The sequence below is a fragment of the Rhizobium albus genome (assembly GCA_030160035.1).
GTDB classification, from domain to species: Bacteria; Pseudomonadota; Alphaproteobacteria; order Rhizobiales; family Rhizobiaceae; genus Georhizobium; species Georhizobium albus.
On record BSNO01000001.1, the window covers coordinates 1,195,097 to 1,209,949 of the forward strand.

The 14,853-nt window shown below is 65.7% G+C and carries 13 protein-coding genes; 10 read left to right on the forward strand and 3 right to left on the reverse strand.

Annotation, left to right across the window (positions count from 1 at the left end):
- The first annotated feature begins 89 nt into the window (after positions 1-89).
- The 6 genes from QQL76_RS05690 to cobM all read left to right on the forward strand — a co-directional run bounded on the left by QQL76_RS05690 (position 90) and on the right by cobM (position 7,844).
- Positions 90-1,379, forward strand: a complete 1,290-nt coding sequence (locus tag QQL76_RS05690) for a sirohydrochlorin chelatase (protein ID WP_499206744.1) — start codon at positions 90-92, stop codon at positions 1,377-1,379.
- 941 nt (positions 1,380-2,320) lie between these two features.
- Positions 2,321-2,995 carry a precorrin-8X methylmutase gene (locus QQL76_RS05695; protein ID WP_499207124.1) on the forward strand — a complete coding sequence of 225 codons (675 nt, stop codon included), beginning with the start codon at positions 2,321-2,323 and terminating at the stop codon, positions 2,993-2,995.
- Between the two features lie 283 nt (positions 2,996-3,278).
- Entirely contained in the window at positions 3,279-4,523 is a 1,245-nt protein-coding gene (gene cbiE / locus QQL76_RS05700) for a bifunctional cobalt-precorrin-7 (C(5))-methyltransferase/cobalt-precorrin-6B (C(15))-methyltransferase (protein WP_499206745.1), read from the forward strand.
- Entirely contained in the window at positions 4,520-5,248 is a 729-nt protein-coding gene (gene cobI / locus QQL76_RS05705; RefSeq protein WP_499206746.1) for a precorrin-2 C(20)-methyltransferase, read from the forward strand. The genes cbiE and cobI overlap by 4 nt, the downstream gene beginning before the upstream one ends.
- Positions 5,245-7,068, forward strand: coding sequence for a bifunctional cobalt-precorrin 5A hydrolase/precorrin-3B C(17)-methyltransferase (gene cobJ, locus QQL76_RS05710; protein ID WP_499206747.1), 1,824 nt, complete (start codon positions 5,245-5,247; stop codon positions 7,066-7,068). The genes cobI and cobJ overlap by 4 nt, the downstream gene beginning before the upstream one ends.
- Positions 7,065-7,844 carry a cobalt-precorrin-4/precorrin-4 C(11)-methyltransferase gene (gene cobM, locus QQL76_RS05715; RefSeq protein WP_499206748.1) on the forward strand — a complete coding sequence of 260 codons (780 nt, stop codon included), beginning with the start codon at positions 7,065-7,067 and terminating at the stop codon, positions 7,842-7,844. Before cobJ ends, cobM begins: the two co-directional genes overlap by 4 nt.
- Here the strand turns inward: cobM and QQL76_RS05720 are convergent.
- Together QQL76_RS05720 and QQL76_RS05725 are read right to left on the reverse strand one after the other, a co-directional pair.
- Entirely contained in the window at positions 7,839-8,606 is a 768-nt protein-coding gene (locus tag QQL76_RS05720; protein WP_499206749.1) for a precorrin-6A/cobalt-precorrin-6A reductase, read from the reverse strand. The genes cobM and QQL76_RS05720 overlap by 6 nt on opposite strands.
- The gene (locus QQL76_RS05725) at positions 8,590-9,711 is read right to left on the reverse strand and encodes a cobalt-precorrin-5B (C(1))-methyltransferase (RefSeq protein ID WP_499206750.1); all 1,122 of its coding nucleotides are present in this window, start codon (positions 9,709-9,711) and stop codon (positions 8,590-8,592) included. The genes QQL76_RS05720 and QQL76_RS05725 overlap by 17 nt, the downstream gene beginning before the upstream one ends.
- Before the next feature lie 47 nt (positions 9,712-9,758).
- Between QQL76_RS05725 and cobA the strand changes: the two genes are divergently transcribed.
- From cobA to cbiB, 4 genes are read left to right on the forward strand one after another with little or no spacing between them, the layout of a single operon-like run.
- A complete protein-coding gene (cobA, locus tag QQL76_RS05730) occupies positions 9,759-10,613 on the forward strand; it encodes a uroporphyrinogen-III C-methyltransferase (RefSeq protein WP_499206751.1) in 855 nt (284 codons plus the stop codon).
- Position 10,614: 1 nt separating this feature from the next.
- On the forward strand, positions 10,615-11,916 hold the full coding sequence (locus tag QQL76_RS05735; protein WP_499206752.1) for a hydrogenobyrinic/cobyrinic acid a,c-diamide synthase: 1,302 nt from the start codon (positions 10,615-10,617) through the stop codon (positions 11,914-11,916).
- Positions 11,913-12,947 (forward strand): threonine-phosphate decarboxylase, encoded by a 1,035-nt coding sequence (gene cobD / locus QQL76_RS05740; protein WP_499206753.1) that lies wholly within the window; start codon positions 11,913-11,915, stop codon positions 12,945-12,947. The genes QQL76_RS05735 and cobD overlap by 4 nt, the downstream gene beginning before the upstream one ends.
- Positions 12,944-13,930: a cobalamin biosynthesis protein CobD/CbiB gene (cbiB, locus tag QQL76_RS05745; RefSeq protein WP_499206754.1), complete on the forward strand. Its 987-nt coding sequence runs from the start codon at positions 12,944-12,946 to the stop codon at positions 13,928-13,930. Before cobD ends, cbiB begins: the two co-directional genes overlap by 4 nt.
- On the opposite strand, the gene QQL76_RS05750 is transcribed toward cbiB, so the two are convergent.
- Positions 13,914-14,843: a lipid A biosynthesis lauroyl acyltransferase gene (locus QQL76_RS05750; protein ID WP_499206755.1), complete on the reverse strand. Its 930-nt coding sequence runs from the start codon at positions 14,841-14,843 to the stop codon at positions 13,914-13,916. The genes cbiB and QQL76_RS05750 overlap by 17 nt on opposite strands.
- Positions 14,844-14,853 lie beyond the last annotated feature (10 nt).

Here is a 14,853-nt window from a genome sequence, read left to right on the forward strand (position 1 = left end):
CCGGAAGCTGTCAGAGCTTCAGACCGCGCCGTCATCCGGCGCGACGGGCGTTGCGTGCGGATTTGCGTTCCAACCGAGAGCCGCCGCCCATGACCGCCTTCCGCGCTGACCCGTTTAAAGAATCGATCGGCATCATGGTCTGCGGCCATGGCAGCCGCAACCAGAATGCGGCGCGGGAATTTTCGACCGTCGCGGAGGGTCTGCGCGCGCGCTATCCGGGCGTGCCGGTCGAATACGGCTATCTCGAATTCTGCAATCCGGTGATTTCGGCCGGGCTTGATTCGCTGCGCGCTCAAGGGGCAACAAAGATTCTCGCCGTGCCCGGCATGCTGTTTGCGGCCGGCCACGCCAAAAATGACATTCCCTCCGTGCTCAACACCTACCAGGCGGAGCATCGCGACGTCGTCATCTATTACGGGCGCGAACTCGGGGTCGATCTCAAGATGATCCGGGCTGCCGGCGACCGAATCGCCGAAGCCATTGCCGAGGCGGATGCCGCCCATGGACCTGTCGATCGCCACGACACGCTGCTGATGGTCGTCGGCCGCGGCGCTTCCGATCCTGATGCCAATTCCAACGTCACCAAGGTGATGCGCATGATCTGGGAGGGCATGGGCTTCGGCTGGGGCGAGACCTGCTATTCGGGCGTTACGTTTCCGCTCGTGGAGCCCGGCCTCGATCACGCGGCTCGGCTCGGCTACCGCCGCATCGTCGTTTTTCCCTACTTCCTCTTCACCGGCGTGCTCGTGAAGCGGATCTACAGCTACACGGATGCGGTTGCGGAACGGCATCCGGACATCCAGTTCGTCAAGGCGTCCTATCTGAACGATCACCCGCTCGTGCTCGACACGTTCCAGCACCGCGTTCAGGAAATCCTCGACGGCCAGGCGCTGATGAATTGCCAGATGTGCAAATATCGCGAGCAGGTGCTGGGCTTCGAAGCGGAAGTCGGGCTGCCGCAGGAGAGCCACCACCACCATGTGGAGGGCATTGGCGGTGGGCTGGAAAACTGCCCCTGCAAAGGCGATTGCGATGCCTCCTGCCGCGATCCGGAATTCTGCCGCATCCACGGCCTGCCGTTCACACCGGTGCACAGCCATGCGCAACCGGCCGCTCTGGAGCCTGTCGGGCACGTCCATGAGCACGGCCACCATCACCACGATCACGAGCATCATCACCATCACCATCATGGTCACGACCATGATCATCATCATCATCATGGGTCTGAGCACGATCACAGCCATGACCATTCTCACGACCACGACCACGACCACGATCATGGCCACGGGCATGCGCATCATCACCATCCCTATCCCCATGCGGATCATCCGCTGGGGCCGCGCTCCATGGAGAAGCCGAAGGGGACGGGCGGTCGCTGATGCCGCTCTTCGATGCCTATCTGATGGCCGACTGGTCGGCAGCAGGCGTGCCGAGGCTCGGCAAGGATTCGATCTGGATCGCCTATGGCGTGCGCGAGGGAGGCGGCTTCACGCTTCTCTGGAACAACAATCTGCCGACGCGGCACGCTGCGCTTGAACGCATTGCGGAGACCATGCGGGACTGCGCGACGTCGGGGCTGCGCCTGATGGCCGGCTTCGATTTCGCCTTTGGCTATCCGCAGGGGACCGCCGAACAGTTGACCGGGAGCCCGCGCTGGGACGCGATCTGGGCGCATCTCGCCGATGAGATCATCGATGGCCCCGACAATGGCTCCAACCGGCTTGCCGTCGCGGCACGTCTCAACGGCAGGCTCCTGCCGGAACACGGTGTGCGGTTTTGGGGCAACGGAACCAAGACCGAGCATGAAGGACTTTCGCGGACGAAGGCGGGCTTTCAGGCCGGGAGCATTTCCGAGCGGCGCGTGATCGAACGGCATTTGCCGGGCGCAAAGACGCTGTGGCAGCTCGCTGGCGCTGGAGCGGTCGGCAGCCAGAGTCTTGTTGGTATTGCGGGGCTGGAACGCCTGCGGCGGCATCCCGGCCTTGCCGGCAAGATCAGGGTCTGGCCCTTCGAGACGGGTTTCGCCGATGACCTGGATGCACCGATCGTCATCACCGAGATCTATCCCTCGCTGCTACCTATTACCCAAAAGCCAGACGAGCTCTGCCTGGACGCAGCACAGGTGCGCACCGTGGTGGAAACCTTCGCATCGCTCGACGCCGAAGATGCGCTGGAGCCGCATCTTGCTGCGCCCGACAGCCTTTCTGAGACTGATCGCGCCGCGGTGCTCTCAGAGGAGGGCTGGATCGTCGGATCGACACTCGCGCGGGCCGGGTCGACTTCGGTTGCCCGCGTGCTGCCTCAAGTCGCGTCAGCGCCGATCGCCGATGCGCCGAAATCGGCCAACGCCCCATCGGATTCGCAGCCCTTCGACTATGTCCGCGATCCTGACGAAATCTATCGCCGCTCCTTCGCAACGATCGAGGCCGAAGCCGATTTCGCGATGCTGCCCAGCGATTTGCACGCAATCGCTGTGAGATTGATTCACGCCTGCGGCATGGTCGATCTCGTCGCCTCCATCGCAGCCTCAAACGATGCTGCGACGTCTGGGCGGGCCGCGCTCCGAGCGGGGGCGCCGATCCTTTGCGACGTGGAAATGGTGCGCCACGGCATCATCTCGCGAAGCCTTCCCGCCGAGAATGAAGTGCTTTGCCTGCTCAACGATCCTCCGGTACCCGTGCTTGCGAAGACGCATGGAACGACGCGGTCGGCCGCGCAGGTCGATCTCTGGCTGCCGCGTCTGGAGGGTGCGATCGTCGCGATCGGCAACGCGCCGACCGCGCTCTTCCGGCTTCTGGAACTGATCGAGGCGGGTGCGCCGAAGCCGGCGCTCATCATCGGAATGCCAGTCGGTTTCGTTGGTGCTGTGGAATCGAAGGAAGCGCTTGGTAGCCGACCGCACGGGGTACCGTTCATCACGGTTCACGGCCGGCGCGGCGGCAGCGCCATGGCCTCGGCCGCCGTCAATGCCCTCGCGCTGGAGGCCGGTCAATGAGCGCGCACGATGCCGCTTCACGAAAGTCAGGTCGATGGGCCGTCGTCGAGGTTCAGTCCACGGCCATCGCAAATGCCGCTGCACCGCAGATGGTCGGGACGAGCCCGACCATGACGGGGGTGAGAGCTCTGGCAGATCGGTTTGCAGAGCTTTGGAAACCGGCCCAGAGGTCTCCCCAGGTTCCGTCATCCTCGGGCTTGTCCCGAGGATCTACCCGCCGTGCAGCGCTCCCGATCGTCATGGGCCAAGGGATATCGTCCCTTCGAGCAGGAAAGTGCTGCGCATGAGCGGTCGATGGCTCACCATCATTGGTACTGGCGAAGAGGGTGCGGCGGGCCTTTCTGCGAGGGCGTTGGCGGCGATTGCCGGAGCGGAAGCGATTCTTGGCGCGCGTCGCGTGCTCGACGCGCTGTCGGGCGTCGATCTCACTGGCAAGACGGTCCTCGACTGGAGCGATGGCTTCGAGCCGACGATGGCCGCCATCCTCGCCCGACGCGGCTCTCCCCTCGTTATCCTCGCAACGGGTGATCCGATGCATTTCGGCATTGGCTCGACACTTGCCCGCCACGTTGCGCCTGCCGAGATGGAAATCATCGGCACACCCTCGGCCTTCTCGCTGGCGGCTGCCCGGCTTGGCTGGCCGCTGCAGGATGTCGCCTGTATTTCACTGCACGGACGACCCGTCGCTCGCCTTGCCGCGCATCTGGCCGACGGGCAACGCATTCTGGCGCTGACCTCCGATGGCCAGACGGTGCAGGAGGCAGCGGCGATACTGGCACGCGCCGGCTATGGTGCGTCACGGCTGACGGTGCTGGAGCATCTCGGCGGACCGAGAGAGCGGATCGTCGATCTGAAAGCGAGGGAGGCGCAAGGCCAACTGTTCGCGGACTTCAACACGCTGGCGATCACCTGCATCGCAGATGCCGGCGTTATGATCGACGGGCCGATGTCGGGCCTTCCCGACGATGCCTTCGAGCACGACGGCCAGATGACCAAGCGCGAAATCCGCGCGGCGGTGCTGGCGCATCTGCGGCCCGGCGGCAGTCGTTTGCTGTGGGATGTCGGTGCCGGCTGCGGGTCGGTCGCCGTCGAGTGGCTGCGGGCTGCGCCGCTCGCCCGAGCGATTGCGATCGAGCCGGTCGAGCGAAGGCTCGCCATGATCCGCGCCAATGCCGAGACGCTCGGCGTACCGCATCTGTCGATCGTCGAAGGCCGTGCACCTTCGGGGCTCGCGGGGCTCGCTCAGCCCGACGCCGTCTTCATTGGCGGAGGAATTTCAACGGATGGGACGTTCGAGACGGCGTGGGCGGCGCTTCGTGGCAACGGTCGGTTCGTGGCGAGCGCCGTAACGCTGGAAAGCGAAGCGCGGCTTCTCGATCTACACGCCCGCTTCGGTGGCAATCTCGTGCGCATGGCCGTCTCGCGGGCCGAGCCAGTCGGCCGCTTCATGGGTTGGAAGCCGCTGATGCCGGTGACGCTCTGGTCGGTGACGAAGTCAGCGGATGATTCAGGCGGAGAGCAACCATGAGCGGCACGCTCTACGGGCTGGGTGTCGGTCCCGGCGACCCGGAACTCCTGACACTGAAGGCGCATCGCATCCTCATAGCGGCACCCGTCGTCGCCTATCCTGCGCCGGACAGTGGCGAGAGCTTTGCACGCTCGATCGTCGCTGGGTTTCTCAAACCTGAGCAGCGCGAAATCCCGATCGTCGTGCCGATGCGCGTCGAGCGTTTCCCGGCCCGCGCGGTCTATGACAAGGCCGCCGCGGAGATCGGTGCGGCGCTTGTCGCGGGCGACGATGTCGCGGTGCTCTGCGAGGGCGATCCGTTCTTCTACGGGTCCTTCATGTATCTGTTCGAGCGGCTCGCTGGCGCGCATCGGACCGAGATCGTGCCCGGCGTCTCCTCCATGGTGGCGGCAGCCGCCGCTGCCGGTCGGCCGCTTGCCGCGCGCAACGACGTGCTGACGGTTCTGCCGGCGCCGCTCGACGACGCGGCGCTTCGCGCACGGATAGAGGCCGCAGAGGCGCTCGCGATCATCAAGATCGGTCGCCATTTCAACCGGATCAGGCATTTGCTTCAAGCATTAAATCTGGAGGCCGCGAGCCTCTATCTCGAACGGGTGACGCTCGCATCCGAGCGCGTCCTGCCGCTCAGCGCCGTCACCGAGGACGCAGCGCCCTATTTTTCGATGATCCTCGTCTACAAGGGTGCCGAAGACTGGATCGCCGATCTCACGGAGGCCAGACGATGAAGCCGGCGATCGTCATCCTGTCCACCCATGCGGTGCCGCTGGCGCAGCGGGTCGCCGCCGCGATCGGCGGCGAGGTGCATGGGCTTGCACGCCGGGTGGAGGGCGTCGACGTGCCGTTCGAGGATACGGGTGCCCACTTCGCCGCGCTCTACCGGGCGGGCCGCCCGATCGTCGCAGTGATGGCGAGTGGAGCGATTATCCGGCTTCTGGCGCCGCATCTTGCCGACAAGCATGGCGAGCCGCCGGTCGTAACCGTTTCCGAGGATGGCGCAAGCGTCGTGCCGCTGCTCGGTGGGCATCATGGCGCGAACGATCTCGCCCGCGCGATTGCGGCCGCACTCTCTGCCCATGCGGCGATCACAACGGCCGGCGACCTGCGCTTCGGCGTGGCGCTCGACGATCCGCCCGCGGGCTACCGACTGGCGAATCCGCTAGACGCGCGCGCGGTGATGGCCGATCTCGTTGCTGGTGCATCCGTGCACCTCAAAGGGCAGGCTGCGTGGCTTGAGGAAAGCCGTCTGCCCATCGACACCGGTGGCGCCGTCACGCTGACGGTCACAGACGCGGCAACGGCTCCGGGGCGGAGCGAACTTGTCTATCACCCTGCGACGCTCGTTCTCGGCATGGGTTGCGAGCGCGGTGCCTCCGCCGCTGAAGCCATCGCCCTTGCCGAAGAGGCGCTTGCGTCTGCTGACCTTGCTCCGGCAAGTCTTGCGGCTGTGGTCTCGCTCGATCTCAAGGCAGATGAGGCCGCGATCCATGCCGTTGCCGCGCATTTCGGCGTGCCGGCGCGCTTTTTCGATGCAGCGATGCTGGAAGCCGAAGCGCATCGGCTCAAAAATCCGTCCGATGTCGTCTTTGCGGAAGTCGGGTGCCACGGCGTGGCCGAGGGTGCGGCGCTTGCGGCCGTTGGTCCGGAAGGCGCGCTCATCGTCCCGAAGCGCAAGACCCGCGCCGTCACTGCCGCCATTGCGCGGGCCACCGTCCCTTTGGACGCCGAAACGATCGGGCGGGCGCGGGGTATGCTCTTCATCGTCGGCATCGGGCCCGGCAGCGACGCCTGGCGCTCGCCGGAAGTGAGCGGCATGGTGGAACGGTCGACCGACCTTGTCGGCTACGGCCTCTATATCGACCTGCTTGGGCGCCTCGCAGATGGCAAGACGCGGCATGATTTCGATCTCGGCGCGGAGGAGCTGCGCGTGCGCCATGCGATGGAGCTTGCTGCCACCGGGCGGACCGTTTCGCTCGTCTGTTCGGGCGATGCCGGCATCTATGCCATGGCGACGCTTGCCTTCGAGCTTCTGGATAAAGCTGGCGGCGAGACAGGCCTGACGGATGCGGCGCGGCGGATCGAGATCGTTGTCTCGCCGGGTATTTCCGCTCTGCAGGCGGCAGCCGCGCGCGTGGGCGCGCCACTCGGGCATGATTTCTGCACGATTTCGCTGTCGGATCTTCTGACGCCCTGGGCCGACATTCAACGGCGCTTGAAGGCGGCGGCGGAGGGTGATTTCGTGATCGCCTTTTACAATCCCGTCTCGAAGCGCCGGCGCACGCAGCTTGCCCATGCCCGCGACGTACTGCTGCAACATCGGCCGGCCGGTACGCCCGTGGTGCTCGCCACCAATCTCGGGCGCGAGGGCGAAACCGTGCGGGTCGTGCCGCTCGCAGAGCTTCAGATCGACGATGTCGACATGCTGACGGTGGTGATCGTCGGCTCGTCGGAAACCCGAACGGTCAAGACGGGCGACGGGCGCACATGGGTCTATACGCCGCGCGGCTATGCCGGCAAGGCGGGAACAGCGATGGGAACATCCTCATGACGGTCTATTTCATCGGAGCCGGGCCGGGTGCACCGGATCTCATCACGGTGCGGGGGCTCAGGCTCATCGAACGCTGCCCCGTTTGCCTCTATGCCGGATCGCTGGTGCCGGAGGAGATCGTGAAGGCCGCACCGGAAGGCGCGCGCGTCATGGACACCGCGCCGATGCATCTCGATGAGATCATTGCCGAGATCGAAGTCGCGAATGGGCGAGGCGAGGATGTCGCGCGTGTTCATTCCGGCGACCCGTCGATCTACGGTGCGGTTGCCGAACAGATGCGGCGGCTCGATGCGCTCGGCATCGATTACGAGATCGTGCCCGGCGTTCCGGCCTTCGCCGCCGCCGCCGCGAAGCTGACGACGGAGCTGACGCTGCCGGAAATCGCTCAGACGGTGATCGTCACCCGCACCGGCATGAAGGCCTCCGCCATGCCCGAGGGCGAGCAACTGGAAATTCTCGGCCGCTCCGGCGCCACGCTCGCCATCCATCTCTCGATCCGCAACCTCGTCTATATCCGCGAGGCGCTGGAGCCCTATTACGGAGCGGACTGCCCGGTCGTAATCGCCTACCGCGCGACCTGGCCGGACGAGCTCTATATCCGCACCACGCTTGCCGGCATGAAGGACGCGGTGCGCGAGGCGAAGATCACCCGGACGGCGCTCGTCATGGTCGGCAAGGTGTTTGGCGAGGTGGAATTCCGGGATTCCGCACTCTATGACGCCGCTTATGCCCATGTGCTGCGCAATCGGGGCAAGAAGCAGCGGGCGACTTCATGATGGGTCGGCCAGCTCTCGCAAGAGATCTGCACCGAGAAGCGCCTCGACGGACACGTAAATGTGCGAACCGACGGGCTGCTCAGGACGGTCGATCATGATCACCGGCAGGCCGAGCCGGCGCGCGGCTTCGATCTTGGCATATGCGCCCCGGCCACCGGAGTTGCGGCAGACGATCGTGTCGATGCCATGGGCGACCAGCATCGACTCCTCGGCTGCAATGTCGAGATCGGGTTTGCCGAGCACGAGCACAAAACGCGCAAAGGGCAGCTCGGCCTCGGGTTCGTCCACCATGCGGATGACGAAGGTCACGTCGGCGCGGCCGGCAAAGGGTGCAATATGCTGGCGGCCGAGGGCGAGCAACACGGTCGCACCTTCAGGGATGGCGGTAACGGCATCGGCGATGGTCGCGACGCGTTGCCAACGATCGCCGTCGACAGCCTCCCAGGCAGGGCGCGCAAGACTGATGAGCGGGATGGCGCAGATATCCGCCGCTCGCCGCGCATTGGTCGAGATCGTGCCGGCAAAGGGATGGGTCGCGTCAATCAGGAGGCCGACGGCATTGTCCTCGAGATATGTCGCAAGACCGTCCGCGCCGCCGAAGCCGCCGATCCGGGTTTCGCCTGCCATCGGTTTCGGTTCGCGCGTCCGTCCTGCAAGCGAAGTGACGATGCGGGCCTTGCGGCTTGCCGCGAGCCTCGCGGCGATCTCGGCTGCTTCGAGCGTTCCGCCGAGGATCAGGATCGTTTCAGGCACTGCGGGCAAGGATGTCTCCCTGACGATCGGTGACGATGATTTCGATATTCACCGCCGCGCCGCGCAAGGTTTCGATGGCCGTCTGACGGGCGCGCGCGGCAATCGTCGGTGCGAGATCGATGCCGGAAGCCCGGGTCAATGCAAGCACTTCCAGCGCCGTATTGGCATTCAGAATCCGCTCAAGAAGTTCGGCGTCCGCATGTCCCGCAAGATCGGCGAGGAACGCCATGTCGACCTGGCTGCGCGCCGAATGCAGATCCAGCGCACCTTGCGCGAGCTTCGTCAGCTTGGCGAACCCGCCGGCGATCGTCAGCCGCTCGATGGGGTGCGCGCGCAGATATTTGAGCAGGCCGCCCGCAAAGTCGCCCATGTCGATCAGCGCGATCTCGGGCAGTCCATAGATCGTCTGCGCGGCCGCTTCCGAGGTCGAGCCTGTCGCCGCGATCACATGGGTCAGCCCCTCGGCGCGCGCGACATCGACGCCGCGATGGATGGAGTGGATCCAGGCGGAGCAGGAAAAGGGACGGACGATACCCGTCGTGCCGAGGATCGAAAGCCCGCCGACGATGCCAAGGCGCGGGTTCCAAGTCTTTTCCGCAATCGCCTCGCCGCCGGGGACAGAGATCGTGACCTCCACATCCGGCGAGCGCCCATGCTCCATGCAGAGCGCCTCGATTTCCGCCCGCATCATGGCGCGGGGCACCGGGTTGATCGCCGCTTCGCCGACAGGCACCGGCAGGCCGGCCTTTGTCACCATGCCGACGCCCGGACCAGCGCAAAAGACGATGCCGGCGCTTTGAGGGAGAAAGCGGACGGACGCGATCACCGTCGCGCCATGGGTCACGTCCGGATCGTCGCCCGCGTCCTTGACGATGCCGGCCGAAGCGACGCCGTCGCCAAGCGTTTCAACAGCGAGCGGGAAGGCGGGTTCTTCACCTTTTGGAAGGCGGATCGTCACGGGATCGGGAAAGCTGCCCGTGATGAGCGCGGTCAGCGCCGCCTTGGTCGCGGCGGTGGCGCAGGCACCCGTCGTCCAGCCACGTCGCAAAGGCGCCGCCCCGCCGTCGCCGGCTGGCTTGCTTCTTTTGCCGCGGGCTGTAGCGTCGTCGACCATGGTTCGCTTATAGGCGAGCGCCCGGCACGGGGAAAGGAGACCAGCCGTTGAGGCAATCACCAACGCCCTTTGCCGGCCTGCCCGAGCTTCTGCCGGGTCACGTCTGGCTCGTCGGCGCCGGCCCCGGCGATCCCGGCCTGATGTCGATGCTGGCAGTCCATGCGCTGATGCAGGCCGATGTGGTCGTGCATGATGCGCTGGTGGATGAAACGTGCCTGCAATGGGCACGGCCGGGTGCCGAGATGATCTTTGCCGGCAAGCGCGGCGGAAAGCCTTCGCCGAAACAGCGGGACATTTCGCTCAGGCTGGTCGAACTGGCGCACGCCGGGCGGCGCGTGCTGAGATTGAAAGGCGGCGATCCGTTCGTTTTCGGGCGCGGCGGGGAAGAGGCGCTGACGCTCGTTGAACACCAGATCCCGTTCCGCATCGTGCCGGGCATCACGTCGGGCATAGGCGGCCTGGCCTATGCGGGCATTCCCGTGACGCACCGCGAGACGAACCACGCGGTCACCTTTCTCACCGGCCATGATTCCTCCGGCCTCGTGCCGGACCGGATCGACTGGAACGCCGTTGCCAAGGGATCGCCGGTGCTCGTCATGTACATGGCGATGAAGCATATCGGCGTCATCGTGGAAAAGCTTTTGGAAGCCGGTCGCCGCTCAGACGAGCCGATGGCGTTCGTTTGCAACGCCTCGACGGCCGAGCAGCGCGTGCTCGTCACCACGCTTGGGCAAGCGCTTCCGGCGCTTGAGGATGCCGGGCTCGCACCGCCGGCAATCGTCGTCCTCGGCGAAGTGGTTCGGCTGCGCGCAGGCCTCGACTGGCTGGGCGCGCTTCAGGGCAAGACGCTGACCGCCGACCCGATGGGCGACCGCAGCGACCAGAAGCGGGATGCCGGCTGATATGGCGGGGTTGCTTATTGCTGCACCGAGTTCGGGGCAGGGAAAGACGACTGTCACATTGGGGCTCCTGCGTGCTCTGAAACGGCGCGGCATTGCGCTTGCGCCGGGCAAGGCCGGACCGGATTATATCGATCCGGCATTTCATACGGCGGCTGCCGGTTCCGCCTGCTTCAACTACGACCCCTGGGCCATGCGGCCGGAACTCATGCTTGCCAATGCCAGCCTGCAGATGGCGGGCGGCAAGCTCTTCGTCGTGGAAGCGATGATGGGGCTGTTCGACGCCGCCGCCGACGGCCGGGGCTCCTCCGGCGATCTCGCACGGCTCATGCGGCTGCCGGTCGTCTTCGTCGTGGACGCATCGAAGATGTCGCATTCCATCGCGGCGCTCGTGCGGGGCTTTGCCGGCTTCGACGCAGGCGTGATGATCGCCGGCGTGATCCTCAACAATGTCGCGAGCGAGCGCCATGCGGCGATGCTGCGAGATGCGCTCGGCCGCGCGGGCATTTCCGTGTTCGGTACACTGATGAGCGATCCGGCCCTCAGACTGCCCGAGCGGCATCTCGGTCTCGTCCAGGCGCAGGAGCACGAAGCGCTCGAAGGCTTCATCGAGCGCGCCGCCGACGCGGTTTCGGCCGGCGTCGATCTCGATGCCGTGCTGCGCGCAGCAGGCCTTTTCCGGCAGCCGGAAAGTGAGGCCAATATTCATCGCCTGCCGTCACCGGGCCAGCGCATCGCCGTCGCGCAGGATATCGCCGTTGGTTTCGCCTATACGCACATGCTCTTCGGCTGGCGGCGGCGCGGCGCGGAAATCTCGTTTTTCTCGCCGCTCGCCGACGAAGCGCCGCCGGCCGATTGCGACGCCATCTACCTGCCGGGCGGTTATCCCGAGCTGCATGCGGGGCAGCTTGCCGCGGCGACGCGGTTTCGCAACGGAATGATTGCCGCGCGGGACCGGGGAGCGACGATCTTCGGGGAATGCGGCGGCTACATGGTGCTCGGCGATGGGATCATCGATGCTGACGGCGTCGAGCACCCAATGCTCGGCATGTTGTCGCTCACGACGAGTTTTGCCGAGCGGCGGCGCCATCTCGGCTACCGCGTGCTGACGCCGCTTGCGGGCGCGCCGTCCACCGCGCGCATGACCGCGCACGAGTTTCACTATGCGACGATCGTGCGGGAGGAGGGCGACCGGCTTTTCACAGCGACAGACGCGCTCGGCGCCGATCTGGGACAGGTGGGATTGCGGCGCGGGCGCGTTTCGGGCTCCTTCATGCATCTGATCGATCTTGCGGGTGACGCATGAGTGCTTTGCCGCGCCATGGCGGCGGGATTGCCGCCGCCTGCCGGCTTTTCGGCGGCCAGCCGCGCGACTGGCTGGATCTTTCCACCGGCATCAACCCGCAGCCGGCGGAATTTGCTTGGCCCCCTGGCGACATCTGGCAGCGCCTTCCGGATGCTGATCTGACGGCATCCGCGCGCGCCGCTGCTGCCTTGCATTACGGTGTGCCGACCGATCATCCGCAGCCCTTGCCGGTGCCCGGAACGCAGGCCGCGATCCAGATGCTTCCGCGGCTTGTGGTTGGCGGTCGGCGCATGGTCTTCGCGGCGCCGACCTATAACGAATATGCCCGTGTGTTTCGCGCGAGCGGCTGGCAGGTGGACGAACGGCCGGCGGATGATGCGCTTGAAGCGGACGCGGATGCAATCGTCGTGGTCAATCCGAACAACCCCGATGGGCGGCTTCTCGCACGCACGGACATTCTCGCCGCAGCCGACCGGCTGGCTGCGCGGGGTGGAGCGCTGGTCGTGGATGAGGCGTTCGCCGATACCGACCCGCGTGAAAGCGTGGCCGGCGATGCCGGATCGCGCGACAATCTGATCGTGATGCGCTCCTTCGGCAAGTTCTTCGGCCTTGCCGGCCTCCGCCTTGGCTTCGTCATTGCGCAGGAGGCCCGCCTTACGGCGATCGACGCGATGATGGGGCCCTGGCCCGTGTCGGGTCCGGCGCTCTCCATCGCTGCCGATCTGATGGCAGATTGCGTCAAGGTCGAGGCGATACGCGAGGCAATCCGGGCTCGCCTCCGAGAAACGCGAGATGTCCTTGACCGGACCGGTCTTCCCATCATCGGCGATGGCGGGCTGTTCCTGCTCGTCCAGCATCCTGCCGCCTCGGAAATCTACGCGCATCTCTGCCGTCAGCATGTCCTCGCTCGCGCTTTCGACTTTCGCGCCGACTGGCTGCGTTTCGGGCTAGCGAAGGCTGCGCCGGACGCGCAGCGTCTCGCTGACGCACTGTCCGAATTCCCGCGTTACCGAGATCCTGACCGGCCATGATCATCGATCTCGAACGGCAACTGCTCATCCTTGCCGCAGCACTCCTTATCGATCGCATCGTCGGCGACCCCGACTGGCTGTGGCGGCGCCTGCCGCATCCGGTCGTGATCTTCGGCAAGGCGATCGGTTTTGCGGACAAGCGTTTCAATCGCGAGGGGGCGAGGCCTGCGTCACGTCGCCTCGCGGGCCGGCTCGTCATCGGGACGCTGTTGGCTGCTTCAGTCGTCGTAGGCGCCACACTGTCGCTGATGTTCGCGCATGCCAGCGTCGTCGGCGTGCTGCTCGAATTGATCGTGGTTGCGGTGCTTCTCGCGCAACAGAGCCTCTCGGATCATGTCCAGGCGGTTGCGATCGGCTATCGCACCGGCGGTATCGAGGGCGCGCGTTTCGCGGTTTCCATGATCGTCGGCCGTGATCCGGCGACCCTCGATGAGAAAGGCGTTGCCCGCGCGGCGATCGAAAGCCTCGCTGAGAACTTCTCCGATGGCGTCGTTGCGCCGGCCTTCTGGTATGCGCTTCTCGGCCTTCCGGGGATCCTCGCCTACAAGATGCTGAACACGGCCGACAGCATGATCGGCCATCGCTCCGTCCGCCACATCGATTTCGGCCGCGCTTCCGCGATTGCCGACGACTGGGCGAACTGGCCGGCCGCGCGGCTCTCAGCCGGACTGATCGCCGCTGGCGCCTTCGTCGAGGCGGGCTTGCGTGCGGCGCGGCGGGCGCTGAAAGTTGCCCTGATGGATCACGGGCTGCACCGCTCGCCCAATGCCGGCTGGCCGGAATCGGCGATGGCGGGTGCACTGGATGTGGCGCTCGCCGGCCCTCGGACCTACGGCGGCGAACGCGTTGCCGAACCGATGCTCAATGCGGCCGGCACGGTCTGCACGATGGCCGATATCGATCGCGCGATCCGCATTTACGTCGCGGCGTGCTCGGCTCTGCTCGTTTTGACGGTGCTTGCCGCACTCACAGTTCGTGCTTGATCGCCCAGCGATCGTGGAACCACTGCCATTGGCCGGGATATTCACGCACCCAGGCCTCCACCTTGTCATTCAGCATCTGCGCGGTGGCGGCGACGTCGACATTGCCGTTGGCGTCCTTGGGGATCGTGACGGCCGGCTCGATTTCCAGGCGAAAGCGACCGTTCGGCAGGCGGATCGAGCGGGCGGGATAGACCTCGCAATCATACTGGCGCTGCAGCTTGGCGAGCAGCGGGTTGGTCTTGACCGGCAGCCCGAAGAACTGCGTCGTTACGCCCTTGTGGAACTTCTGGTCGACGAGCATGCCGACCGCGCCGCCGTCTTCCAGCGTGCGCGCCAGCGTCCAGGCGGCGCCTGAGTTGGAGGCAACAAGCTTGCCCATGCGGCTTTGGCGCGCTTTCATGACGCGCTCGGCGACATAGCGATTGTTCGGCGGCCGGAAGAGCGCCGTCACGTCGAGATCGAAGGCCGAAGCCGCAATCGGCAAAAGCTCGAAATTGCCCGTATGGGCGGTGAAGACGATGAAGGGGCGGGGATTGTCGCGCAGGTCCAGGAAGATGTCCGTGCCGGACACTTCGATGGTGCCCGTGTTGCCCGCATTCGGGTCGTAGTCGAACAAATCGTCGAGAAACACGTATTCCGCGGCAAGGCGCGCCATGTTGCCCCACATGTCGCGCGCGATGTCCTCGCGTTCGGCTTCGGTCTTTTCCGGATAGGCGCGGCGCAGGTTCTCCATCGCAAGCTTGTGGCGCGAGGTCATCGGGCCGATCCGCCGCGCCATGCGATCGACGAAATCGATCGCCTTCGCCGTCGGCAGCATCTGCAGAAGCCCGAGCAGGCCGAAGATCAGCTGCGCCGTTGCCCAGTCGCCGAATTTCTTGAGCGCCAGAACGATGCGGGTGATGAAGAGCTTCAAGCGAGCGTGC